The sequence below is a fragment of the Acidovorax sp. genome (assembly GCF_046341535.1).
In the GTDB taxonomy this organism is placed as follows: Bacteria; Pseudomonadota; Gammaproteobacteria; order Burkholderiales; family Burkholderiaceae_C; genus Acidovorax.
In genome coordinates this window covers 23,090-47,923 of sequence record NZ_JBKDRI010000102.1, presented here as the reverse complement: position 1 = coordinate 47,923, position 24,834 = coordinate 23,090, and the positions used below count along the sequence as shown (strand labels likewise).

Here is a 24,834-nt window from a genome sequence, read left to right as displayed (position 1 = left end):
AGCGAAAATCGGCCCCAGCGAGGACAGTTTTTGCCGAATTTGCAGCCCCATAGCCGAGCTATGGGGCAAAAAGGCGGTGAAAAATGGACCGCTGCGGTCGATTTGCAGCCGACGATTTCCAAGTCCGACAGGCTCCTAGCAGGAGCATGGCCGCGCAGGCTGGCCCGCCCCTGACGTGCCATTGTTGTCAATGAAATAGCCCGGTTGCGCCTGCCAGTCAGGCGCTGAGAGCTTCTTTTTTGATAGCAATTACCGGGGGCCAACGGTCGGCCCAGGGCTGGCATTGACGCCGATAATGCGGGGCAAGCCTGCGCGGTGGCGGCACTGCGGGCCACTTGATCCCCCATTCCATGACGCAACTTGACATCCTCATCATGGCGGCCGGCAAGGGCACGCGCATGAAAAGCCGCATCCCCAAGGTGCTGCAACGCCTGGCCGGACGCCCGCTGCTGCACCATGTGCTGGACCAGGCCGCGCACTTGCAGGCCCGCAGCGCCATCGTCATCACGGGGCATGGCGCTACAGAAGTAGAAGCAGCCACCGCTGGCGCAGCAAGCGCGACGGGCAGTTTTAACCTTCAGTTTGTGCGGCAGGAGCCGCAACTGGGCACGGGCCACGCCGTGCAGCAGGCCGCGCCCCGCCTGCCTGACGATGGCATGGCGGTCGTCCTCTCGGGCGATGTGCCCCTGACCCAGCCCGACACCCTGCGCGCGCTGGTGGCCGCCAGCGGTGGCGAGCGGTTGGCGCTGCTCACCGTCACGCTGCCCGACCCCACAGGTTATGGCCGCATCGTGCGTAATGCCGACGGTGCCGTGCAAGCCATCGTCGAGCACAAGGACGCCACCGAGGCCCAGCGCGCCATTGCCGAGGTGTACAGCGGCATCATGGCCGTGCCTGCCCGGCTGCTCAAGCCATGGCTGGCGCGGCTAACCAATGACAACGCCCAGGGCGAGTACTACCTGACCGACATCGTCGCCATGGCCGTGGCGGACGGCGTACCCGTGGCGGCCCACCGAATCACCGATGCGCTGCAGGTAGCGGGCGTGAACAGCCCGCTGCAACTGGCCGAACTGGAGCGCGCGCAACAGCAGCGCACGGCGCGCAGCCTGATGGAGCAAGGCGTGCGCCTGGCCGACCCGGCCCGGTTTGATCTGCGCGACGATGCCCGCAGCGGCGTGCGCGGTGAACTGGTGTGCGGGCCTGACGTCGAGATCGACGTGAACTGCATCTTCACCGGCCGCGTGGAATTGGGCGAGGGTGTGCGCATCGGCGCGCACTGCTGCATCGCCAACGCCCGCATTGCCGCCGGTGCCGTGATCCATCCCTACACCCACATCGACGGCGAAAACGCTGGCGTCACCGTGGGCGAAGGGGCGTTGATTGGCCCCTTTGCCCGCCTGCGCCCCGGCGCGCAGCTCGGCCGCGAGGTGCACATCGGCAACTTTGTGGAAGTCAAGAACAGCACGCTGGCCGATGGCGCCAAGGCCAACCACCTGGCCTACCTGGGCGACGCCACCGTGGGCGAGCGCGTGAACTACGGCGCAGGCAGCATCACCGCCAACTACGACGGCGCCCACAAGCACCGCACCGTGATCGAAGCCGATGTGCATGTGGGCAGCAACTGCGTTCTGATAGCGCCCGTGACCATCGGCGCGGGCGGCACCGTGGGCGGCGGCAGCACCATCACCAAGAGCACCGCGCCCGGCGCGCTCAGCGTGACGCGAGCCAAGCAGCTGAGCATTGCCAACTGGCAACGCCCCGTGAAGTCCCCCAAGGCCTGACACCCCCACCCCATGCACCCAGACGAACTGACGCCCGATGCGCTGCGCGCCGCGCTGGCCGCCAGCCAGCGGCACGTGGCCGAGATGGCCGCCACGCAAGACGAGTTCTTGCGTGCCGTGTCGCATGACCTGCGCGCGCCCTTGCGGCATGTCACATCGTTCGGGGCGCTGGTGCGCGAGGTGCTGTCCGACCTGCCGGCCGATGTGGGCACTCGCCCGGAGATTCAGGAAGCCCAGCATTTTCTGGACACCATGGACCAGTCTGCCCGCCGCATGGGGCACATGCTCGACGGGCTGCTGGCCATCGCCCGCGCGGGCCAGTCGCCGCTGCGGCCCGCGCCCGTGCCACTGGCGCAGGCAGTGCCACAAGCCCTGGAGCAGGCCCAGGAGCAGGCCGTCGCAAAGCAGGCGCCCCCCGCTGGGCTGAATGCAGCCACCCGGGCCACACCCCGGTGGCATGTGGCACCCGATCTGCCCGTGCTGCAGGCCGATGCGGCGCTGCTGCACGACCTGCTCGTGCACCTGCTGGGCAACGCGCTCAAGTTCTCGCGCAACGCTGCGCTGCCGGTGATTGCCATTGCCCCGGTGCCAGCGCCGCCGGGTCAGGTGGCCTTCACCATCGAGGACAACGGCGTCGGCTTCGACCCCGCGCGCGCCGGGCAGTTGTTTGGCGTGTTCCAGCGGCTGCACCGCGAGTCGGACTTCGAAGGCGTGGGTGCCGGGCTGGCCCTGTGCAGGCTGATTGCCAAGCGGCACGGGGGCGAGGTCACGGCAACCGCCCGCCCCGGCGCTGGATGCACCGTGCGGGTGCAGTGGCCCGCCGTTGCGCGGGGCGCCTGACCGCGCTGCGGGCCGTTGCCGCCAGCACTGGGGGGCACGACGCCCCTGGCAGCTCAGCCGCCAACCCCGGCATGCGATGATGCGTCAGATGCTATGTATTTAATAGCATCAAGTTGAATTCAGACAAGCGTAAGCGGCAGTTTTGTATCAAACTTTGCGCGCTTGGTGCTGAAGAACGCCTTCACATTGCGCACGTTGGCATCTGCCGTGAACAGGCGCTGCGACAGTGCCAGATAGCCCGGCATGTCGCGCGTGTGAACCACCAGCATGAAGTCCGGCCCCGGCGCAACGCGCCAGCACTGCCGCACCGCGGGCTCGGCCACCGCCCGGGCCTCGAAGGCATCTATCTGCTCGGCCCCCTGGCGGTCGAGCGACACCTCCACGATGCATGCAAGGCCATGCCCCTGGAAGGCCGCCAGCCGATCGGGCTGAAGGATGGCCACCTGCCGCTCGATCAGGCCCGCCTCATGCAGCCGCCGCACCCGCCGCAGGCAGGTCGGCGCAGACACACCCACCTGCGCGGCAAGCCACTGGTTGCTGCGACTGGCATCCTCCTGAAGCAAGGCAAGCAGCCGAAGATCCACGGCGTCTATGAAATTTTGTTCCATTGTGGATATTAATTTGAAACAACTTTACTTTTTACACCATCGCAGAAATAAAAACAAAAATCAGATTTCAATTTTGATCAGATATTTCTTGTTGCAAGCCCTACGATCACGCCCAACGTTCCCGCCCCCAAGGAGTCTTCATGTGTGGCATCGTCGGCGCAGTTTCCACGCGCAATATCGTTCCCCTGCTCGTCCAGGGACTGCAACGGCTCGAATACCGGGGCTATGACTCGTGCGGCGTGGCGGTGCATGCCGCCAGCCTGGACGCATCGCGCCCCGCCGGATTGCAACGTGCGCGCAGCACAGCCCGCGTGGCCGAACTGCTCGAGCAGGTCATGGCCGACCAGGTGCAAGGCGCCACCGGCATCGCCCACACCCGCTGGGCCACCCACGGGGCACCTGCAGTGCACAACGCCCACCCACACTTCAGCCACGGCAGCGGCCCTGCGGGCGGCGCGCCTGGCCACAACGCGGGGCGCGATCCGGTCAAGCCCGGTCGTGTCGCCCTGGTGCACAACGGCATCATCGAAAACCACGAAGACCTGCGCCAGGCCCTGCAAGCGCGCGGCTATGTGTTTGCCAGCCAGACCGACACCGAGGTCATCGCCCACCTGGTGGACAGCCACTACAACGGCGACCTGTTCGATGCCGTGCAAGCTGCGGTGGCCGAACTGCAAGGCGCCTACGCCATCGCCGTGATGCACAAGGACGAACCCCACCGCGTGGTGGGCGCACGCGCAGGCTCGCCGCTGATCCTGGGGGTTGGCAGCGGCGGATCGGAGCATTTCCTGGCCAGCGATGCCATGGCCCTGGCCGGCGTGACCGACCAGATCGTGTACCTGGAAGAAGGCGACCTGGCAGACCTGCAACAGGGCCGCTACTGGATCGTGGGCAAGGACGGCAGCGCGCGCACCCCCGCGCAGCGCCCGGTGCGTACCGTGCAGGCCCACAGCGGCGCGGCCGAGCTCGGGCCCTACCGCCACTACATGCAAAAGGAAATCTTCGAGCAGCCACGCGCCATCGCCGACACGCTGGAAGGCGTGGAAGGCATCGTGCCCGAGCTGTTTGACGGCCACAGCCAGCACGGCCAACCCGGGGCGGCCGCCTGGCGCGTTTTCAAGGACATCGACAGCGTACTCATCCTGGCCTGCGGCACCAGCTACTACAGCGGCTGCACCGCCAAATACTGGCTGGAGGACATCGCCGGCATCCCCACGCAAGTGGAGGTGGCCAGCGAATACCGCTACCGCACCAGCGTGCCCAACCCGCGGACGCTGGTCGTCACCATCAGCCAAAGCGGCGAAACCGCCGACACGCTGGCCGCGCTGCGCCATGCGCAATCACTGGGCATGCAGCACACGCTCACCATTTGCAACGTTGCCACCAGCGCCATGGTGCGCGAATGCAAGCTGGCCTACATCACCCGCGCCGGGGTGGAAATTGGCGTGGCCAGCACCAAGGCCTTCACCACGCAGCTGGCGGGCCTGTTCTTGCTGACGCTGGCGCTGGCCCAAAGCAAAGGCCGCCTGAGCGAAGCGCAGGAGGCCGAACACCTCAAGGCCATGCGCCACCTGCCCGTGGCCCTGCAGGCCGTGCTGGCCCTGGAGCCGCAGATCATCAGCTGGGCCGAAGACTTTGCACGTATGGAAAACGCCCTCTTTCTGGGCCGGGGCCTGCACTACCCCATCGCCCTGGAAGGCGCGCTCAAGCTCAAGGAAATCAGCTACATCCACGCCGAGGCCTACCCGGCTGGCGAGCTCAAGCACGGCCCGCTGGCACTGGTGACCAGCGCCATGCCCGTCGTCACGGTGGCACCCAACGACGCGCTGCTGGAAAAGCTCAAGAGCAACATGCAGGAAGTACGCGCCCGCGCCGGTGTGCTGTATGTGCTGGCCGACACCGACACCCGCATCGAAAGCAGCGAGGGCCTGCACGTCATCCGCATGCCCGAGCACTACGGCGCGCTCAGCCCCCTGCTGCACGTGGTACCACTGCAACTGCTGGCCTACCACACCGCCTGCGCGCGCGGCACCGACGTGGACAAGCCACGCAATCTGGCCAAGAGTGTGACGGTGGAGTAGTGCAGCGAAGGGGGCATCAGCGACACCCCGCACCGACGCGGTCATGGTCGTCAAGGTCAAACGCCAGCTACCATTTTGTGGTGCGTTGCCAAATGCTATTTAACTGATAGCGCTATAAGCCCTGTGGGCAGGCGCGATGGCTGGTTTTCTTACCTATTGAGTCGGCATCAACCAACTTGAATGCGTTGATGCGGTTCGAAGCACTGCGCAAGGCTTCGACAGGCTCAGCCCGAACGGCTGGTTCAAGTTCAAAGGTGCCGACTCAATAATTGTGCTGCCCCGGCATCACCGGCTGCGCAGTGTGCGGCTGAGCAGGATCACCGGCACCAGGCCCACGGCCACCAGCGCCAGCGATGGCAGGGCCGCCTCGCCCAGGCGCTCATCGCGCGCCAGCTGGTAGGCCACCACGGCCAGCGTGTCGCTGTTGAAGGGGCGCAGGACCATGGTGGCGGGCAGCTCTTTCATCACATCGACAAACACCAGCAGCGCCGCTGCCGCCGTTGAGCGCTTGAGCAGCGGCCAGTGCACGCGCGACAGCAGGCCCAGGCTGCCCACGCCCAGCATGCGGGCCAAATCGTCCAGGCTGACCGGGATGCGGGCATACCCGCTTTGCACCGACTGCAGCGCCACGGCGCAAAAGCGCACCAGGTAGGCCCACACGATGCCAAAGCTGGTGGCGGTGACCAGCGCGCCCACGCCCCAGTGCGGCACCACGGCCTGCAGCCAGCCCACCGGCAGCAGCAGCCCCACGACGATGACTGCGCCCGGCACGGCATAGCCCAGGCTGGCCAGCCGGACCACGCCGCGGGTCACCGGGTCAGGACGGCGGCGCAGGGCAAACGCCAGCGTCAGCGCAGCCAGTACGGCCAGCACGGCGGTGATGCCGCCCAGCCGCACGCTGTGCCAGGCCCACTCCAGAAAACGCTCCCACGGCAGGGCGGCCCAGTCGGCCGCCAGCGGGCGCAGCATGAAGGCCACCGGCGCGACAAAACCCATCAGCACCGGCAGCGCGCAGACGGCCCAGGCCAACCAGCGCCGCCCGCCCCGCAGCACCAGGGGCTGCGCCTCGGTGGAGCCTCCGCGCCCACCCACCGAGGCAAAGCGCATGCGCTGCTGGGCGCGCTGCTCCAGATGCAGCAGCAGCACCACCACCGCCAGCAACATGGTGGCCAACTGCGCGGCGGCCAGGCGGTTGTCCATGGACAGCCAGGCCTTGTAGATGCCGGTGGTGAAGGTCTGGATGCCGAAGTAGCTGGACACGCCAAAGTCGGCCAGGGTTTCCATCAGCACCAGCGCCACGCCCGCTGCCACTGCGGGGCGCGCCAGCGGCAGGGCCACGGCGCGGATGCGGCGCGGCAGCGGCGCGCCCAGCAGGCGCGCGGCCTCCATCAGGTGCGCGGCGCGCTCGCCCAGCGCCGTGCGCGCCAGCAGGTACACGTAGGGATACAGGCTGAAGATGAACACCCACACCGCCCCGCCCAGGCTGCGGATCTCGGGGAGCACGCGCCCCTCCAGCCCGAAGGCGCTGCGCAGCCCCGCCTGCAGCGGCCCGCTGAACTGCAAAAAGTCGGTGTATGCGTAGGCCGTCACGTAGGCGGGCATGGCCAGCGGCAGCAGCAGCAGCCACTCTAAGGTGCGGCGGCCCGGAAAGTCAAACAGCGTCACGGCGGCGGCGGTGCAGGTGCCGACCACGGCAGCGCCCACAGCCACCAGCACGCCCAGCCACAGCGTGGTCCAGGCATAGCGCGGCAGCACGGTGGCGGCCATCTCATGCAGGATGTGCCAGGCCTGTCCGTCGCCCTGCCCCCACGGCCACCACGATCCCAACACGGCCAGCACGGGCAGCGCCAGAAAGCCCGCAAACAGGATCAGCAGCAAGCTGCGACAGAAGATGGACGTGCGGTGCACCAAGGAAAGCTCGGCAAGGGAGATCGACGCATCGAGGCCGCTGGCGCGCGTGCCGCGAGGGCCGGAAATGCAAATGCGAATTCTAAGCATTCACGACCACAGCCTAAAATGCGGGGATGTTTCTTGAGGTCTCCCAACTCGAAGTCCGCTATGCAGGCCGCAGCCAGGCCGCTGTGCAGGGCGTGACCCTGGGCCTGCACGCGGGTGATATCGGCGTGCTGATTGGGCCATCGGGCTGCGGCAAGACCACCCTGCTGCGCGCCGTGGCGGGCCTGGAGCGCGTGACGGGCGGGGAGATCCGGCTGACCAGGGGTCTGGTGGGCAGCGCCACGCTCAGCGTGCCGCCCGAGCAACGCCGCATCGGCATGGTGTTTCAGGACTACGCCCTCTTCCCGCACCTGAGCGTGGGCCGCAACGTGGCGTTTGGCATTGACCAGCTCCCACGCGCCGAGCAGGCCGCCCGCGTGCGCGAGGTGCTGCAACTGGTGGGGCTCGAGGGCAGCGAGCACCGCTACCCGCATGAACTGTCGGGCGGCCAGCAGCAGCGCGTGGCCCTGGCGCGCGCGCTGGCGCCCCGCCCGCAGCTCATGCTGCTCGATGAGCCCTTCTCCAACCTCGACGTGGACCTGCGCGAGCGCTTGGCGCACGAGGTGCGCGGCATCCTGAAGGCCGCGGGCGCGACCGCCCTGCTGGTCACGCACGACCAGTTTGAGGCCTTTGCCATGGGCGATGTGATTGGCGTGATGCACGAGGGCCGCCTGCACCAGTGGGACGACGCCTACACGCTGTACCACCGCCCGGCCACCCGCTTTGTGGCCGACTTCATCGGCCATGGCGTGTTCGCACCCGCCACGCTGGTGCAGCGCGGCAACAACGTGGTGGCGCAGACGCCGCTGGGCGATCTGACCGACCTGCACGAATGCCCGCTGCCCAGCAGCTACCCCGCTGGCGAGTGCGATGTGCTGCTGCGCGCCGACGACATCGTGCACGACGACCATGCACCGGTGCAGGCGCAAATCGTGCGCAAATCGTTTCGGGGCTCGGAGTTCCTCTACACGCTGCGCCTGGCCAGCGGCCACGCGGTGCTGGCGCATGTGCCCAGCCACCACGACCACGCCGTGGGCGAATGGATCGGCATCCGCGCGCAGGTGGACCATGTGGTGACCTTCCCGCGCGCGCCCCACGCGGCCACCTGAGGCCGCTGCATCCAAGGCGTTGCTGGCGCAGTCACCACGCCAGCGGCCGCACCAGCTCCAGGCCCACATATGCGGCGCGCCTGCCGCCCGGCTCATAAAACCGGCCATTGCCCTCGTTGACGATCACCGAGCCCACGTGGCGGCGGTTGGCAACGTTGTCGATGCGCACAAACTCGCGCAGCGTCCAGCCTTGCAGCCTTTGCTCCAGGCGCAGGCCCAGGTTGACCAGCGTGCTGGCCGGGGCAAGGTCCGTGTTGACATCGTTGGCCACCAAGCGGCCCGTGTGCGTGGCCTCCAGGGTGAACACGCTGCCCGCCCAACCGGGCTCCCAGGCGATCTGCACATAGCCCTGCTGCCTGGCCAGCCCCGGCAGCCGGTTGCCGGCAGGCACTGCCACGGACGGGCTGCTGCACGGTGCAGCGGTGCAGGTGGCAAAGCCGTCGCGGTAGCGCGCATCCATCCAGGTGAAGGCAGGCGTCACCGTCACGGGGCCCCACTGCATGACGCCCGCCAGCTCCACCCCCCGGCGGCGCGTGCGCCCGGCGTTCTGAAAGGTGGCGCGCCCGCCCGTGTTGGACAGCACCACGATCTCATCGCGCGTGCGGGTATCGAACAGGGTCGCACTCCACTGGCCCCAGCCCTGGCGGCCGCGCAGTCCTGCCTCTGCGCTCAGGCTGCGCGACGGTGCCAGCGCCGCATTCAGCCCGGTCTGGCCCGACGGGCGGTAGGCCACCTCGTTCAAGGTGGGCGTTTCAAAGCCGCGCCCCACGCTGGCAAAGGCCTGTAGTGCAGGCGTGATCTCGCGGCGCACGCCCAGCATCGGGCTCATGCCGCTGTAGCGCACTGCGCCGCTGTCGTCGGGGTTGCCGGGGGCCACATAGCGGTCGGCCGATGCAAACCGCACACTGGAATGCCGCAGCCCCGCCGTGAGCGTGGTGACCGCCGAGCGCCACTGCGCCTGCACATACGGGTCAACGCTGGCCACGCGATTGGTCTCATCGCGCCGCAGCCGGCCCTGCACGCCCAGCAGCGCACCGGCAAAGTTGTCATAGCCACGGCGGACCTCGCTCTGCACATCGGCGGCCAGGCCCGCGGCGAGGCTGAGGTCTGCGCCGTCCAGGCTGCGTTGCAGCCGCCAGCGGGCATTCATGCCGCCGTACTGCCGGGCCAGGTCGATCACCCCGCCTGCGCTGCCAGCAGGCCCCTGCGCGGCCACAGGGATGGCCTGAAACTGGACCACATTGCGCTCGCCGCCATAGAGCATGACTTCCACGCGCTGGCTCTGGCCCAGCGGTTGCTCCCATGCCAGCCCCAGTTGGCTTTGCCCTACCGTCTTGCGCGTATCAAACAGCGTGGCGGCTGGCGTGGTTCCGCCGGGCCGGGCGGCCCACTCGGCCCGGGTCAGGCCCAACGGGTCCTGCGCGCGGCTGGTGTGGCGGTGAAAGACCAGCACGGTGCGGGCGCCATCCTCGCCGGTGCGTGACAGCTTGAGGCTGGCGGTGCTGCGCGACGCCGCCGACTGCGGCCGCGGGCCGTCGGTCGCGAACCCCGTGGCCTCCAGCGTGTACGCCCAGCCCGGCGCAGCGTCGGTGCCCGTTTGCCCGCTGACCTGCGTGGACAGGCGCCACAGCCCGTCGCCCCCCGCCACCGCGCCGCTGCGCCACTCGCCCGGTCGCTGCCCGTCCTGGGTGTAGAGCGCCACCACACCGCCCGCCGATGCGCCATAGAGCACCGAAAACGGCCCGCGCACCACCTCGACGCGGTCGGCGCTGCCCAGCGGGAAATGCGCCACCTGTCCCTGGCCATCGGGTGTGGTGGCAGGGATGCCATCCACAAACAAGCGCACCCCGCGCACGCCAAACGGTGCCCGCGCGCCGAAGCCGCGCACAGAAATCTGCAGGTCCTGCGCATAGTTGTTGCGGTGACGAACCACCAGACCGGGTACCCGGCCCAGCCCTTCCGACAGGTTGATCTGCAATTGCCCCGCCCGCAGTTCATCGCCATCGACCACATCAATCGAGCCTGGAGACAACCAGCCGTCGCGCCAGCTTGCGCCGCCGGTGACCACCACGGGCGCCAGCGCGCCTGCGTCGGGCGCACTCTGCGCCGCCCAGGCATCTGGCGCGGTCGCACTGGCAAGCAGCCACGCCGCCATCAGCAGCGCCGCTGCCTGGCCAGTCGGGCGAACACGCCAGCGCGCGGGCAAACCGGCAAGCACAGGCGATGCCGTCTGGGAAATCAGCATGAAAAAACCAAAGGGAGGTGGGGTAGGCCGGCGGCCAACGGCGACGGGCCTTGTCTCATTGTGTGCCCAATGGGCATCCGGGCAGCGCAACAGGGCTTTGGTGCTGCGCGCACACCACACGCCTTGCGCCATGCCGGGTTTGCCCCGGTACAGCGCCATCGGTGCGTCAGGTCTGGCGCAAGCTATCCACCACGGTGTGCAGGTGCTGAGCCCATGCGCGGCGGTCTCGGTCGGCGGCGCTCTCCGGCTGGCCGTAGTGCACCACGGCCTCGATGGGGGGCGCGCACAGCGTGCGCCAGATCGACCCCACCAGCGTTTCATCACCGATATAGCTCGGCGCAAAGCTGGTGACGCCCTGGGCTTTGTCGACAAAACGCAGCCCCACCGGCTGCACGGGCGCGCCAGCCATCACGGGGGCCTGCAGCAGGTTGGCATGAAACGGCAGCATGGCGCGGCCGTCGCCCGTGGTGCCTTCGGGAAACACGGCCAGCACCTCGCCGCGCTCCAGAGCCTCCTGCATCGTACGCACCATCCGCAGCGCGTCACGGCGCGAGCTGCGCTCGATGTACAGCGTGCCCGCCGCCGTGGCCAACATGCCGATCAACGGCCAGCCCTGCACGTCGGATTTGGAGACAAAGCGGCAGTACCGGGCTGCGTGCATGACCGGGATGTCCAGCCACGACAGATGGTTGGCCACCAGCATCACCGGCCCGATGACGGGCGCGCTGCCCGCGATGCGCAGGCTGACGCCCGCGTGGGCCAGCAGCTGCAAAGACCACGCCTGCACATGGGCCTGCTGCTGGTCGGGGGGCAGCGTCGGAAAGCGCAGCGCCACGATCCACAGACCTTTGCCGATATGCCCGAGCAGGCGCAGCAGCCGCCAGCAGGCGCGCAGTTGCCTCATTTCAATCACCCTTAGCGTTGTGCCACCACAGCGCGAAGCCGCGCTGCACCAGCGATAGCCGAAGCGCAACCGTCTTGGCAGCGGGCCGCCTGCAGTGACCCTGGCCGCATGACAGCCTATCGGTCAAAAGCCACCTGACCGCCCACGAGCGTTGCCCGGACCCGGCCGGGCACTTCGTAGCCGGAAAACGGCGTGTGCTTGCCCTGGCTGCAAAGGGCATCGGCCTGCACCGTCCACGCGGCATGCGGGTCCACAATGCACAGATCGCCCACACCGCCTTCCACGATCTGGCCCACGCTGGCTTGCAGCGTGCCCAGGGCGCTGCCCAGCACGCGTGCGGGCTCTGACGTGACCACGGCCAGGGCGCGCTGCAGCGGGATGCCGCTGTCCTGGGACCATTTGAGGGCCAGGCTGAGCAAGAGCTCCAGACCGGTAGCGCCGGGCTCCGCCTCGGCAAAGGGCAGGGTCTTGGCGTCTTCGTCCACCGGGTTGTGGTCGGACACCAGCGCGTCGATGGTGCCATCGGCCAGCGCCGCATTCAGCGCCGTGCGGTCGCGCTGCTGGCGCAGCGGCGGCGACAGGCGGGCGCGGCTGTCAAAAAAGCCGATGTCCACATCGGTGAGGTGCAGCGAGTTGATGCTCACATCGGCCGTGACGTTCAGGCCGTCGGCCTTGGCGCGGCGGATAAGCTCCACCCCCGCAGCGCTGCTGATACGGCACAAGTGCACGCGCGCGCCGGTGGTCTTGAGCAGCTCGAAGATGGTGTGCAAGGCAATCGTCTCGGCCGCCACAGGCACGCCCGACAAGCCCAGGCGCGTCACCAGCGGCCCGCTGGCGGCCACTCCCTTGCCCAGGTGCATGTCCTGCGGGCGCAGCCAAACCGTGTAGCCAAAGGTGGCGGCGTACTGCAGCGCGCGCTGCAGCACCTGCGTGCTGGCCAGTGGCACCTCGGCCTGGCCAAAGCCTACGCAGCCGGATTCGGTGAGCTCGGCCATTTCGGTCAGCACTTCGCCCGCCAGATTGCGCGTGAGCGCACCCAGCGGGAACAGGCGCGACTGGTGCAGCTTCTCGGCGCGGAACTTGAGCATCTCCACCAGACCGGGCTCGTCGAGCACCGGGTCGGTGTCGGGCGGGCACACCAGGCTGGTCACGCCACCGGCCACCGCCGCCGCCATTTCGGATTCGAGCATGCCTTCATGCTCGTGCCCCGGCTCGCGCAAACGCGCCGCCAGATCCACCAGGCCGGGCAGCACGATGCAGCCGCTGGCATCGAGCACCCGCGCGGGCGTGAAGTCGGCCGGTGTGCGGTTCAGGCCCACGATGCGCCCGGCCGCCACGGCGATATCACAGGTCTGGTCAAGGCCCGAGGCGGGGTCGATCACACGGCCGTTTTGGATCAGGATTTTCATGATTTCAAACAAAATTGGGCACTTGCGCGCGATGGATAAGCGATAACAGCTATCGAATTTATAGCAACCGTGCCGCTCGATACGTGCCCGACCGTTCGCGCCACAGCCAGCCCGGTGCCAGCGCCCCCGTGGAACCGGCTTTGCCGGGCCAGGGCTGGCGTCCCCCTTGGCGGATGACGCGAAGCGGCACAGGGGGGCATTTCTTGACGGGGGTCAGGCTTCATTGCCGGCCACGATGCTCATGACCGCCATGCGCACAGCGATGCCAAAAGTCACCTGCGGCAGGATGACGCTTTGCTTGCCATCAACCACGGCAGAGTCGATTTCGACGCCGCGGTTGATGGGGCCGGGGTGCATGACGATGGCGTCCGGCTTGGCCAGCTGCAGCTTCTCCTGCGTGAGGCCAAAGCTCTTGAAGTATTCCTGGCTGGAGGGCAACAGCGCGCCGCTCATGCGCTCGTTTTGCAGGCGCAGCATGATGACCACATCGGCGTCCTTGATGCCCTCTTCGAGCGTGTGACACACCCGCACGCCCATCTGCGCCATGTCGCCAGGCACCAGCGTGCGCGGGCCCACCACGCGCACCTCGGCACAGCCCAGCGTGGTCAGGCCGTGGATGTCGGAGCGCGCCACGCGCGAGTGCAGCACATCGCCGACGATGGCCACTGTGAGGTTACTGAAATCCTTCTTGAAGTGGCGAATGGTGTACATGTCCAGCAACCCCTGCGTGGGGTGGGCATGGCGACCATCGCCCGCGTTGATCACGTGCACGTGGGGCGCTACGTGGCGGGCGATCAGGTAGGGCGCGCCGGACTCGCTGTGGCGCACCACGAAAAGGTCGGCCGCCATCGCGCTCAGGTTGGCAATGGTGTCCAGCAGCGACTCGCCCTTGCTGGCCGAGCTGCGCGCGATGTCCAGGTTGAGCACGTCGGCAGACAGCCGTTTGGCTGCGATCTCGAACGTGGTGCGCGTGCGCGTGCTGTTCTCAAAAAACAGATTGAACACGCTCTTGCCGCGCAACAGGGGCACCTTTTTGACTTCGCGGTCGTTCACGCTCACGAAGTTGGCCGCCGTGTCAAGGATGTGCGTGACGATGTCACGCGGCAGGCCCTCGATGGAGAGCAGGTGGATCAGCTCGCCGTTCTTGTTGAGTTGGGGGTTGCGCTTGTGCAGCACGGTCACGCCTCTTTGACTTGGAATTGGAAGTTGCCCTGCCCGTCCCGCGCCAGGGCCAGCGACTGTGCGGCGGGCAACGCCACGCGGGCCGCCGCAAAGTCGGCCTGCACGGGCAGCTCGCGCCCACCGCGATCGACCAGCACGGCCAGGCGCACACTGGCGGGACGGCCGTAGTCGAACAGTTCGTTGAGCACGGCGCGGATGGTGCGGCCGGTGTAGAGCACATCATCGAGCACCAGCACATCAGCACCGTTCACATCGAACGGCAGCGAGGTCTGCGCGCTGGCCGACAGTCCGCGCTGGGCAAAGTCGTCGCGGTGCATCACGGACGACAGCACCCCGGCAGGGCCGTGCAGATTCAGGTCACGTTGCAGGCGTTCGGCCAGCCAGGCACCGCCCGAAGCAATGCCCGCCAGATGCGTGGTCGGGGTGAGCATGCTGCGCACGCCGCGCAGCAGCTCGCGGTACAGCGCCTCGGCGTCGAGGGACAACGCCCCCACGCTGGGCGCTGTTGGGGAGGGGTGGGTCATGGGAGATTCCTCAAAAACTGTTCCAGGATGATGCAGGCCGACGCGGCGTCTGCATCCTTGGCGCCCCCAGCAAACCCGGAACTGCCGCGCGAGCGCTCGGCATGGGCCTCGGTGGTGCTGTAGCGCTCGTCCACTTCAAAGACCTGCAGGCCAAAGCGCCCACGCAGCTGGCGGCCAAACTTGAGCGCGCGCTCGGTGTTGTCGTGGCTGGCGCCGTCGGGGTGGTAGGGCACGCCGATCACCAATGCGTCGGGCTGCCATTCCTTGATGCGCTGGGCCACCTGCACAAAGCGGGCATCGCCCTCGGCCTGGATGGTGGGCTGGGCCGTGGCGCTGCGCAGCAAGCGGTTGCCCGACGCGACCCCGGTGCGCTTGAGGCCAAAGTCGAAAGCAAGAAAGGTCTGAAAATGCGCAGGAACCGCCGGCTGAACGGGCAAGCCGGTCATGCGTGCCCCGCCTCGGGCGACAGCATCCAGGCCTGAAGGCCCAGCAGCGCCAGCGCCCGGTCGTAACGCTCGGGCGCGGGTGTATCGAAGATGACCGACAAATCGGCGCCGACGGTGAGCCAGGCGTTCTCAGCCAGCTCGGATTCCAGTTGCCCCTCGCCCCAGGACGAATATCCCAGGGTGATGAGCACCCGCCGAGGCCCGGCCCCGGTGGAGAGGGCTTCGAGTACGTCTTTGGAGGTGGTCATCTCCAGCCCGCCTGGGATGACCATGGTCGAAGCGTAGGCCGATTCATCGGTCTCGGCCGGGTTCATGAGCAGGGGCTCGTGCAGCACAAAGCCACGGTCGGTTTGCACCGGCCCGCCCTGAAACACGGGTTCACCGCTGAGGTCCTCGCGCAGCAGCGAAAGGTCCACCTTGTCAAACAGGCCCTTGAGGGTGATATCGGTGGGTTTGTTGATGATGAGACCAAGCGCGCCGCGCTCGCTGTGCTCGCACAGGTAGATGACACTGCGCGCGAAAGACTCATCTTCCAGACCGGGCATCGCAATGAGGAAATGATGCGTGAGGTTGATGGGCGCAGAATCGGAAGCCATTGCTTCATTTTAACGGCGAACATGACGCCCACTTCTTCCTCAAACACCTACCGCTGCGGCCTGGTCTGGTTTCGCCGCGACCTGCGCGCACAGGATCAAGCCGCACTTCACCACGCCCTGAGCCAGTGCCAGCAAGTGCATTGCATGTTTGTCTTCGACACGGACATTCTCAATGACTTGCCCAAAGTGGACCGCCGGGTGGAATTCCTGCGCGAAAGCCTGGTCGAGCTTGATGCCGCACTGCGAAGCCTCTCGCCACAGGGCGCGGGTGGGCTGATTGTGGTGCATGGGCGGGCGGCAGATGCCGTGCCGCAACTGGCGGTCGAACTGGGCGCGCAGGCTGTGTTTGCCAACCACGATGACGAGCCCCAGGCACTGCTGCGCGACGCGCAGGTCCGCACCCGGCTGGCGGCTGCGGGCCAGGCATTCCACACCTTCAAAGACCACATGATTCTGGAGCGCAGCGAAGTCCTCACCCAATCGGGAACGGCTTACAGCGTATTCACCCCCTACAAGAATGCGTGGCTCCGCAGGGCAGACCCCCAGGCACTGGCCGAGCTGCCCGTGGAACCCCTGGCCCACAGGCTGGCACCCGTGCCAGCGAATCGCCGCCGCGCTGTGCCGACCCTGGCGGAGCTTGGCTTTGAACCGGCGGGTCTTTCCGCGCTGAAATTGCCGACGGGCAGTTCGGGCGGACAGGCACTTTTCAAGGATTTCCTGGAGCGTATCGACCGCTATGAAGACACGCGCAATTTCCCGGCGGTCAAGGGGCCCAGCTACCTGAGCGTGCATCTGCGCTTTGGCACGATTTCGCCGCGCCTGCTCGCCCGCACCGCGCTCGGCCGCGCGCAGTCCGGCAGCGCGGGCGCCAGCGTCTGGCTCGGTGAGCTGATCTGGCGGGACTTTTACTTTCAGATCCTGCACCACCACCCGCACGTCGTCGAGCGCAGCTTCAAGCCCGCCTACGATGCCATTGAGTGGGAGACGGGCGCGCATGCGCAAGAGCTGTTTGCCGCCTGGTGCGATGGGCGAACCGGCTACCCGCTCGTCGATGCCGCCATGGCGCAAATCAACCAGACGGGTTACATGCACAACCGCCTGCGGATGGTGGTCGCCAGCTTTCTAGTCAAGGATTTGGGCATCGACTGGCGCTGGGGCGAGCGGTACTTTGCGCGGCAGCTCAACGACTTCGACCTGGCTGCCAACAACGGCGGTTGGCAGTGGGCCAGCTCCAGCGGCTGCGATGCACAACCGTACTTCCGCATTTTCAATCCGGTCAGCCAGAGTCAGAAGTTCGACCCTGAGGGCAAGTTCATCCGCCGTTACCTGCCCCAGCTGGCCGCGCTACCCACACCCGCACTGCATGCGCCCTGGGCGGCGCGCCCGCTGGATCTTCAGGCGGCAGGCATCACGCTGGGGCAGCAATACCCGGCGCCCGTGGTCGACCACGACACAGCACGCCAAAAGACCTTGCAGCGGTACGCCGTGGTCAAGCAGGCCGTGGCGTAAGCGCCAGCACCGTCAAGGTCTGTACGGCGTCATTGGGTTGGGATGAGGCCTGCGCCACGTCGCAGACGATCAGTACTGCGTGATAGGGTCCGCCTGGCGTACCAGTTCGGTCATGTCCATACCCGCAATTTCGAGCGAATTACCAGCGGCCAGCCGAAGCCGCAGACGGACATCGGTGCGGTTGTCCGCATGGGCAATCGCCTCCTGCGGAGAGATCGAACCTGCGTCCACCATGGCCAGCAGCGACTGGTCAAAACTGCACATGCCCTGCTCTGTGCCGCGGATGATGGCGGTCTTGAGTTCGTCAATCTGGCCTTTTTGGATCAGCTCTGCCACAAAGGGCGTCAGCAGCATGATCTCGGTGGCGGGCACCAGCCGACTCGCCAGGCCTGGGATCAGCCGCAGGGCAATCACGGCGCTGAGGTTGAGCGAAAGGTCCATCAACAGCTGGCGCTGAGCGGTTTCAGGGAAGAAGTTGAGGATCCGCTGCACGGCCTGGTTGGCATTGTTGGCGTGCAGGGTTGATACGCACAGGTGTCCCGATTCCGCGTAGTGCAGCGCATGCTGCATGGTCGCACGGTCACGGATCTCCCCGATCATGATCACGTTGGGCGCCTCACGCATCGCCCGGCGCAGCGCCTCGTCGTAGCTGTGGGTATCGAGCCCCACCTCACGCTGTGTGACCAGCGACTTCTTGTGCGTGTGCAGAAATTCAATGGGGTCTTCCACCGTGAGGATGTGACCGCATGTATTGGCATTGCGGTGGTCCAAAATGGAGGCCAGTGTGGTGGTCTTGCCAGAGCCCGCGGAGCCCACAGTCAGCACAAGGCCCCGCTTGAGCAAGGCCAGCTTGCCGAGCACCGGGGGCAACCCCAGTTCATCCAGGCGCGGAATCGAGGCAGCCACATGGCGCACAACCATCCCGACCTGGCCACGCTGCATGTGAACGTTCACCCGAAACCGTTCACCTTCAGGAGTATCGATGGACAGGTCACACTCCATCGTGGTTTCGAATTCATGTTGCTGGTCCGGCCGCATGATCGAGTAGGCCAGTTGCCGAACGCTCTCGGGCGTGAGCAGTTGCTGACCCAGGGGCACAAACAGACCCTGGCGCTTGATCGTGGGTTTGGCACCCGCCATCAAAAACAGGTCGGAGGCCCGCTCGCGCACCAAGACGGCAAGGCATGCAAGCAGCCGGGGATCAGGGGTTACCGGCGAAGCAGGAGAGGATGTCATGCATCTTCCTTGAATGAAACGGTTCGATCCGCAGTGAGAAATTGGACGTATGTTCAGTTCGCTGGCGTGTCACCCCGAAAACGCCGTGGGCCTGCCCGGTTGAGCAGGCCCACGCGAACTCAGGTTGCCGCCATGAAGATCATCAGGCCTCGACAGCTTGCTCCAACCGCGCGTAGTGCTGGATCAGACTGAGCAGCTCTTCGTCCGAGTAGGGCTTGCCCAGGTAATGGTTGACACCGAGCTCCATCGCGTGCTCGCGGTGCTTCTCGGCAATCCGCGATGTGATCATGATGATCGGCAGGTCTCGCAGGGCACCGTCTGCGCGGATGTTGCGCGCCAGGTCGAAACCGTCCATTCGCGGCATTTCGATATCGGACAGAACCACGGTCGGCCGCTCTTCCTGCAACCGCTCCAGCGCTTGAAGACCATCGGCAGCCAGCGCCACACGGTAGCCCTCCCGCTGCAGCAGGCGCTGGGTGACACGGCGCACGGTGATGGAGTCGTCCACCACGAGAACCAGAGGCACCTGACTCGGCGCTGCCAGCGGAGCGACACCGCCAGGCTCACCGCCGGTCGCAACCTCCGCCTCAGTCTTGGGCTGCGAACTCGCAGCAGCAGCGGCGGCGCGTACCTGGTCGCCATACACCGTCGACAAAGCCACCGGGTTGTACACCAGAACCACGGCACCGGAGGCCAACACAGACATTCCAGCCAGACCAGGCAGCCGCGAAAGCTGTGGGCCAAGGTTCTTCACCACGACTTCCTGGTTGCCCAGCACTTCGTCGACGTGCATCGCAATGCGCTGTGCCGCGCTTCGGAAAACGATGACAGGCCGGGTTTTGCCGCCGGGCTCGCTGCTGCGCGCCGAAGCCTGCAACAAGGCTCCCGACCAGAAGAACGGAATCTTCTCGGTGCCATCGTCGTACAAGCCAGTCCTGTAAGCCTCTTCCAGGTCCGCCGCCGGGGTGCGACGCACAATCTCCACCACGCTCGCAGGCACGCCAATTGCCAGTTTGCCGGCGCGCAGCATCACCACCTGGGTCACGGCGGTGGTCAGCGGCAGCACCATTCGGAAGGCCGCTCCCTTGCCCGCCTCGGTCGAGGTTTCAATCCGGCCACCCAAGCCGTTGATTTCCGCGCGTACCACGTCCATGCCGATGCCTCGCCCGGCCAGTCCGGTCACTTCGGCGGCCGTCGAGAATCCAGGCATGAAGATCAGGTCGGCCGCATCGGCATCACTGAGCACCACGTCAGGGCCTACGATGCCCTGGGCCCGCGCTTTTTCCCGGATGCGCGGCAGATCCAGACCCGCCCCATCGTCACGGAACTCTACGGACACGTCGTTGCCTTCCTGACGCAGGGCAACCGTAATCGTGCCCGTGGCAGGCTTGCCAGCGGCGACCCGGACATCCGGGTTCTCGATGCCGTGGGCAACGCAGTTACGCAGAAGGTGCTCGAAAGCGGGCGTCATGCGGTCGAGCACGCCGCGGTCCATCTCGATGGAGCCTCCGGTGATGTCGAGCTTGATCTGTTTAGCCGTTTCCTTGGAGGCCTGACGCACCACAGCGTAAAGGCGTTCGGCGATCCCTTCGAACTCCACCATACGGGTTTTCAGAAGGTCCCGCTGCAGCTCGCGCGCCTGCCGGCCCTGCGCGATCAGGTCGTCTTCAGCGCCTTCCATGGCGCGCTGCAGATTGCGCTGAACCGTCGCCACGTCGTTGACCGACTCGGCCATCATGCGGGTCAGTTCCTGCACGCGAGTGAATCGATCGAACTCCAGCGGATCAAATCCGGCTGCAGAGTCCTTGGAGAGCGCCAGACGCGACTGCATCTGTGACTCCGCCTGAACTTCAATGTCTCGCAATTGCTGGCGCAGACGATCCAGGTTGCCCGACAGATCATTGAGCGAGCTGCGGAACTGCCCCAGACGCACATCCAGGCGTGAGCGGCTGATCAGCACCTCACCCGCCTGATTCACCATGCGATCCAACAACTGGGCACGCACACGCACCGATTGGTTGGCGGCAGCGCGCACAGGCCCGAGCTGTGCAGCGGCAGGCAGCTTGACTGGCGCCACAGGCACAGAGGCCGCGGGGCCCGTTTCGCTGCGGACTCCGGCGTCGTCAGCCCGCTGTGGCAGCGCCTTTTCGGCCGTTGGCAATGGCAGAGCCACCACGGTATCCGCCGAGTCCTGCCCGATGGCGCGCAACGCATCAAAATTGGCCTGCAAACCATCAAAGCTGGCCTGAAGTGGCTCGATTTGGTCGGTCGTGACGGTCTCGGCATCCAGAGCCTCGATGGCCGATTCCAGCCGGTGGGCCATTTCACCCAGGCGCATGGCACCGGCAAGCCGTGAGCTCCCCTTGAGCGTGTGGAGGGCACGCAGCAATTCACTGCGCGCGCCGAGGTTGTCCGGACGCGAAGCCCATTGACGCAGAGCGCCGCCGAGTTCCGGCAGCAGTTCCAAAGCTTCTTCTTCGAAGATCGGGAAGAGGTCCGGGTCAATGACGTCGATCGCGTCAATATCGTCATCCATGTCGGTGCCCATGGCCACAGCTCGCGCGATGGCGTCATCGACACGCTGGTCCTGGTCCCGAGCGACCACCGAAAGGGCGGGTGCGACATGCCCAGGCTGAACGACGGGCTGGGCCTCAACCAACTCATTTGCGGCTGGTGTTTCGACCGTTTGCGGCGCAACAGGCGACAAATCTTGCGCAGCCAGTGACTCGGACTCTTGGGCCAGCGATGCTGCCAGCATGGCCTCGGCGTCCTCCTCGGGTGGAGACAGGGTACTTTGGACCTCCGCTTGCAAAATGCTGTGCAGTTGACCCATCACCTCGGCACTGGGCTCCTTGAGGAAACCGGCTGCGAACTGATGGAGCAGGCGACGGACGTCCTCGGCTGCAGCTTTGAACACAGCCGCCTGAGCCTCAGTGCCTGCAGACTGCAACTGCACGTGCTGCAGCGCGTGCTCCAACACACGTGCCAGCTCCGAAAGGGCGGTGAAACCGACCGTTGCAGAACTTCCCGCCAGCGAATGGGACAGCGCGACAGCCGTGTCGGGCAGGGGTTCGTGAAGCTCAAGCGACCACTCCTGCAGGCATGTCACCAGGCGGCGGGACCACTCATCAGCCTCGTTGAGATAGACGTTGTACAGGGGTAAGCTGATGCGCAGGGTATCAATCACCTTGACGGCATCGTCCTCGGCTCCTCCATGGCTTGCATCACGGTCAAGCGGCTGCTCGAGTGGCATCGTTTGTGACTCGGATTCGTGACCACTGTGCACATCCGCGAGTTCCGGAGCAGACTGCGTCTCGTCGGCCCGCAGCCCGATGGAAGCGCTTTCTTCCCCGGCGGCGCCAAGATGGGGGCCGGCCTCCGGTTCGAGGGCGGCGTCAGAAGGCGCTTCGATGCCCAGCAGCGCAGGAGTGCCTTCGTCTAGCACCAACTCAGGCTCATCCCCCACAACCGGCAACGGGACCGCCTCGTTTTCTTCAGGTTGAGCGCCGATGGCGTCAGAGCCCTCCAGCACAGGCAAATCAAGCTCGAAATCGACCCCTTCCGGACTGGGCATCGATGCGGCTTGATCCGCTGCGGGCTTGTTGAGAGCCGCCTCGAAAACGGAAAAATCAATCTCTTGCACAGCAACAGGCTCGGATACGTCCAAAGGCTCGGCTTTCGCCTCCGGCAGCACCTCGGATATCTCGGTCACCTGGAAGTCAGGCATCGCCACCACGTCGTCCAGCGCAGCCGATGCCGCCTCGGGTTCTGGAGCGGGACTGACGTCCAAAATCTCAGCGGGCTGCAACCCACCAGGCACTTCCTCGGAAGGCATCTTCGCGCTTCCACCGGGCACGGAAAGCGGAACGCTCGTGCCCTCCAGGCGCATGGCATCGGCGGAGGTCCGGAAAGCCTTCGGATCCCATGCAAAGGCTTCGCCGGCGGCGATATCGTCTGTCCAGCGACCAAATGCCTGCAACGCATCAGTCGACAGACTCAGCAGGCCCGGGTGCACCGGCTTTTGCTCTGCCAACCAGGCGTTCAGGAGCTGCTCCATGGACCAGGCTGCCTCGCCAAAATCGTTGAGGCCCACCATACGCGAACTGCCCTTGAGGGTATGGAACGCACGGCGCAACGTTGTCTGTTCACTCAGATCGCCAGGCTCGTCCCGCAGCACATCCAGGGCCGCAAGGCCGGTGGCGACAACCTCGCGGGCCTCCTCGAGGAACACCTCAAGGAGCTCGTCCTCCACAGCGGGACGCAAGACCGGGGATACGGCCGCGTCAGCCACTGGACCGCCCGCCTCGACGGCAGGTGCAGGTGCAGGTGCAGGTGCAGGTGCAGGTGCAGGTGCAACCGCTGGTGCGAAAGATATCTCGGCTGCGAGTTCTTCGCCCGTCGAGGCAGTGCGATCAGCTGACCCCGCGTGTTCGCTAGGCTGCTCAGGCAAGGCCCCCAAGTTGACCGACTCGCTGAGCTGCGCCTCGACGGCGAGTCTCGGAACCACGTCTGACAAGACTGTAGATGCACGCTCGTCCAACTTGGGAGGAGCCTCTTCCAATGCATCCGAGGTACGAGCCCGGGCCTTACCCATGAGGATGCGCAGCTCTCCGAGCTCTTCGTCATACACAAAAAGCTTGCGCGCCAGCGTACGCTGGTAGCTGAGCATGTCGATCAAGAAGCCCAGTGAACCCAGATTGTTACCCAGCTTCTCGAAGACCCCTTGCCTATCGGCTTCTGGCACCTCATTGATCAGCAGCCGCTCCACCGTGTCGCGCATACGGACCACGGCCAGAGACGCCTGATCCAACCCCAGGACCGACAACACGCCGCGCATCTGCGCCAAGTGACCCGGGACCGGGCCAAGCAATGAGGCATCCCCGGGGTCACGAAAGTACTGGTCTAGCGCCTTTTCCACCTCTCCGAGGGTCGAACGCAACTCGCCCACCACGCTACCCATGGTCTGGTTGTCGCTCACCCGTCGGTAGAGCTCCTCCATCCATTGCTCCAGCGGCTCTGGCTCTGCCCCTGCAACGACCGCATCGAGCCTTTCGGCAAGTCGGTTGGCGCGGGCCTCCATCTGGCTATCGGCGGTGTCTAGCTGCTCGAACGCAGCCTGCAAATACAGCACGGAAGTGGCTACCTCCATTGCCAGGGCCGGCGAAGGCGGTTCACCTGAACGCGTAGTCGCCTCCATCGCACCGGTGAGAGATTGCGCCAATCCCTCGCCTCCGGTGTGCAGCTTGCGCAGCGAGTCACAGACGAGCATGAACTGATCCGCAGCAGGCTTGAGCTTGTTGCGGTCGCCTCCGGACAAGGCCGACCATGTCTCAGTTGCAGCGGCTATCCGCTTTCTTGCCTGTGCCAGCATCGCCGGATCGAAACGGCCAAATCGGGCAGTTTCGTAATCCACCGGCTGGAAGCGGTCGAGCGCAAAAGCTTGCCGAACGGCACGCAACGCGGGCGCGGCCTGAACGCCCGATTCAGGCGGCCGGGCCTGCGAACAGAAAAAGAGTAGATCCTGGACCAGACGGTCAGCAATATTCGGATCGCCTTTTGCAAGCGTTGCGTATTGCAGCAGCACACGGGATGCGACGCGCTTCACGTAAACATCAGCAGGCAACAAACCTAAGCCGATTGCTTCGAAGAACCCGGCGCATATTTTCCAAAAGGCGCGCGGCTCACGCTCCGTGCAAGCAGCCACAAAACCGAGACAAGTGTCCCTGAGATTGAGGGCCGCTCGGCCATCTCCTGACTTGACGATACGCAGGACTGCTGCGTCCAGCCGCGCACGGGCCTCGGCACCGTAAGTCAGTGGAGGTGCAGACGGCACGCCCTCTGGCTCGCGGAACCTGCGTTCTACGGGCCACAAGTCCGCCGGATGCACCCGGTCGGTGCCAGCCAGGGCCTGGGCGTCGCGGTACTGCGGAAACAAGCCAACTGGCGAAATCGCCTTACCCGCAAGAACACCCTCGAGGTACTCGATCAGGGCGAAACTGCCCCGCTCAATCACTGCAGCGGCCTGGTCAGTGCACATCTCGGGACGCTGCACGAACTTTTGGACCGCCATTTCCATCGATCGCAAAACCAGCGATGCCGGTCCCAGGCCGACCATTTCAAGGGCACCGCATGCCTGATGAAGTTGCTGCCGTGCAATCCGCAAAGGCCCCGCATCCAAGGACGCAAGATCAGACTCACGCGCAGTTTCAGAATCGCGCACGAATCTGCGCATGGCCTTGACTGCACCTTCAAGCGTTTTTCGTAATTCATCAAGCACCCAGGCGAGCGGACCCAGGTCCTGACCCGCCTGCAGCCCGTCGGCACCCGCTAAGTTGTTGACATCGATAGATGACATGGATTCGTCCCCGG

At 66.0% G+C, this 24,834-nt stretch carries 16 protein-coding genes; 5 read left to right on the top strand and 11 right to left on the bottom strand.

Translation table 11 applies throughout. From position 1 onward, the window contains the following. Positions 1-350 precede the first annotated feature (350 nt). Both glmU and ACK543_RS07530 read left to right on the top strand, forming a co-directional pair. Positions 351-1,781: a bifunctional UDP-N-acetylglucosamine diphosphorylase/glucosamine-1-phosphate N-acetyltransferase GlmU gene (glmU, locus tag ACK543_RS07535; RefSeq protein WP_409942231.1), complete on the top strand. Its 1,431-nt coding sequence runs from the start codon at positions 351-353 to the stop codon at positions 1,779-1,781. A 12-nt stretch (positions 1,782-1,793) separates the two neighbouring features. Continuing rightward, positions 1,794-2,621 carry a sensor histidine kinase gene (locus tag ACK543_RS07530; RefSeq protein ID WP_409942230.1) on the top strand — a complete coding sequence of 276 codons (828 nt, stop codon included), beginning with the start codon at positions 1,794-1,796 and terminating at the stop codon, positions 2,619-2,621. 119 nt (positions 2,622-2,740) lie between these two features. Here the strand turns inward: ACK543_RS07530 and ACK543_RS07525 are convergent, their stop codons facing one another. Then, entirely contained in the window at positions 2,741-3,229 is a 489-nt protein-coding gene (locus tag ACK543_RS07525) for an Lrp/AsnC family transcriptional regulator (protein ID WP_409942229.1), read from the bottom strand. Positions 3,230-3,369: 140 nt separating this feature from the next. Between ACK543_RS07525 and glmS the strand changes: the two genes are divergently transcribed. Further along, a complete protein-coding gene (gene glmS, locus ACK543_RS07520) occupies positions 3,370-5,310 on the top strand; it encodes a glutamine--fructose-6-phosphate transaminase (isomerizing) (RefSeq protein WP_409942228.1) in 1,941 nt (646 codons plus the stop codon). Positions 5,311-5,595: 285 nt separating this feature from the next. Here the strand turns inward: glmS and ACK543_RS07515 are convergent, their stop codons facing one another. Continuing rightward, positions 5,596-7,308, bottom strand: coding sequence for an ABC transporter permease (locus ACK543_RS07515; RefSeq protein ID WP_409942227.1), 1,713 nt, complete (start codon positions 7,306-7,308; stop codon positions 5,596-5,598). A 26-nt stretch (positions 7,309-7,334) separates the two neighbouring features. Between ACK543_RS07515 and ACK543_RS07510 the strand changes: the two genes are divergently transcribed. After that, complete coding sequence (locus ACK543_RS07510) at positions 7,335-8,414, top strand: ABC transporter ATP-binding protein (protein ID WP_409942226.1); 1,080 nt, start codon at positions 7,335-7,337, stop codon at positions 8,412-8,414. Positions 8,415-8,445: 31 nt separating this feature from the next. Here ACK543_RS07510 and ACK543_RS07505 read toward each other — a convergent pair whose 3' ends face one another. From ACK543_RS07505 to ACK543_RS07475, 7 genes are all read right to left on the bottom strand, one after another. Then, entirely contained in the window at positions 8,446-10,569 is a 2,124-nt protein-coding gene (locus tag ACK543_RS07505) for a TonB-dependent receptor family protein (protein WP_409942233.1), read from the bottom strand. Between the two features lie 256 nt (positions 10,570-10,825). After that, complete coding sequence (locus tag ACK543_RS07500) at positions 10,826-11,563, bottom strand: lysophospholipid acyltransferase family protein (protein WP_409942225.1); 738 nt, start codon at positions 11,561-11,563, stop codon at positions 10,826-10,828. A 116-nt stretch (positions 11,564-11,679) separates the two neighbouring features. After that, entirely contained in the window at positions 11,680-12,972 is a 1,293-nt protein-coding gene (locus ACK543_RS07495) for a dihydroorotase (protein ID WP_409942224.1), read from the bottom strand. Between the two features lie 213 nt (positions 12,973-13,185). Then, on the bottom strand, positions 13,186-14,148 hold the full coding sequence (locus tag ACK543_RS07490; RefSeq protein WP_409942232.1) for an aspartate carbamoyltransferase catalytic subunit: 963 nt from the start codon (positions 14,146-14,148) through the stop codon (positions 13,186-13,188). Positions 14,149-14,150: 2 nt separating this feature from the next. Further along, complete coding sequence (gene pyrR / locus ACK543_RS07485) at positions 14,151-14,678, bottom strand: bifunctional pyr operon transcriptional regulator/uracil phosphoribosyltransferase PyrR (RefSeq protein WP_409942223.1); 528 nt, start codon at positions 14,676-14,678, stop codon at positions 14,151-14,153. Further along, a complete protein-coding gene (ruvX, locus tag ACK543_RS07480) occupies positions 14,675-15,124 on the bottom strand; it encodes a Holliday junction resolvase RuvX (RefSeq protein WP_409942222.1) in 450 nt (149 codons plus the stop codon). Before ruvX ends, pyrR begins: the two co-directional genes overlap by 4 nt. After that, positions 15,121-15,720, bottom strand: a complete 600-nt coding sequence (locus ACK543_RS07475) for a YqgE/AlgH family protein (RefSeq protein WP_409942221.1) — start codon at positions 15,718-15,720, stop codon at positions 15,121-15,123. The genes ruvX and ACK543_RS07475 overlap by 4 nt, the downstream gene beginning before the upstream one ends. 21 nt (positions 15,721-15,741) lie before the next feature. Between ACK543_RS07475 and ACK543_RS07470 the strand changes: the two genes are divergently transcribed. Beyond that, positions 15,742-17,229, top strand: a complete 1,488-nt coding sequence (locus ACK543_RS07470; protein WP_409942220.1) for a cryptochrome/photolyase family protein — start codon at positions 15,742-15,744, stop codon at positions 17,227-17,229. 69 nt (positions 17,230-17,298) lie between these two features. Here the strand turns inward: ACK543_RS07470 and ACK543_RS07465 are convergent, their stop codons facing one another. Further along, entirely contained in the window at positions 17,299-18,465 is a 1,167-nt protein-coding gene (locus ACK543_RS07465) for a PilT/PilU family type 4a pilus ATPase (protein ID WP_409942219.1), read from the bottom strand. A gap of 142 nt (positions 18,466-18,607) precedes the next feature. Next, positions 18,608-24,820 (bottom strand): Hpt domain-containing protein, encoded by a 6,213-nt coding sequence (locus ACK543_RS07460; RefSeq protein ID WP_409942218.1) that lies wholly within the window; start codon positions 24,818-24,820, stop codon positions 18,608-18,610. Positions 24,821-24,834: the final 14 nt, after the last annotated feature.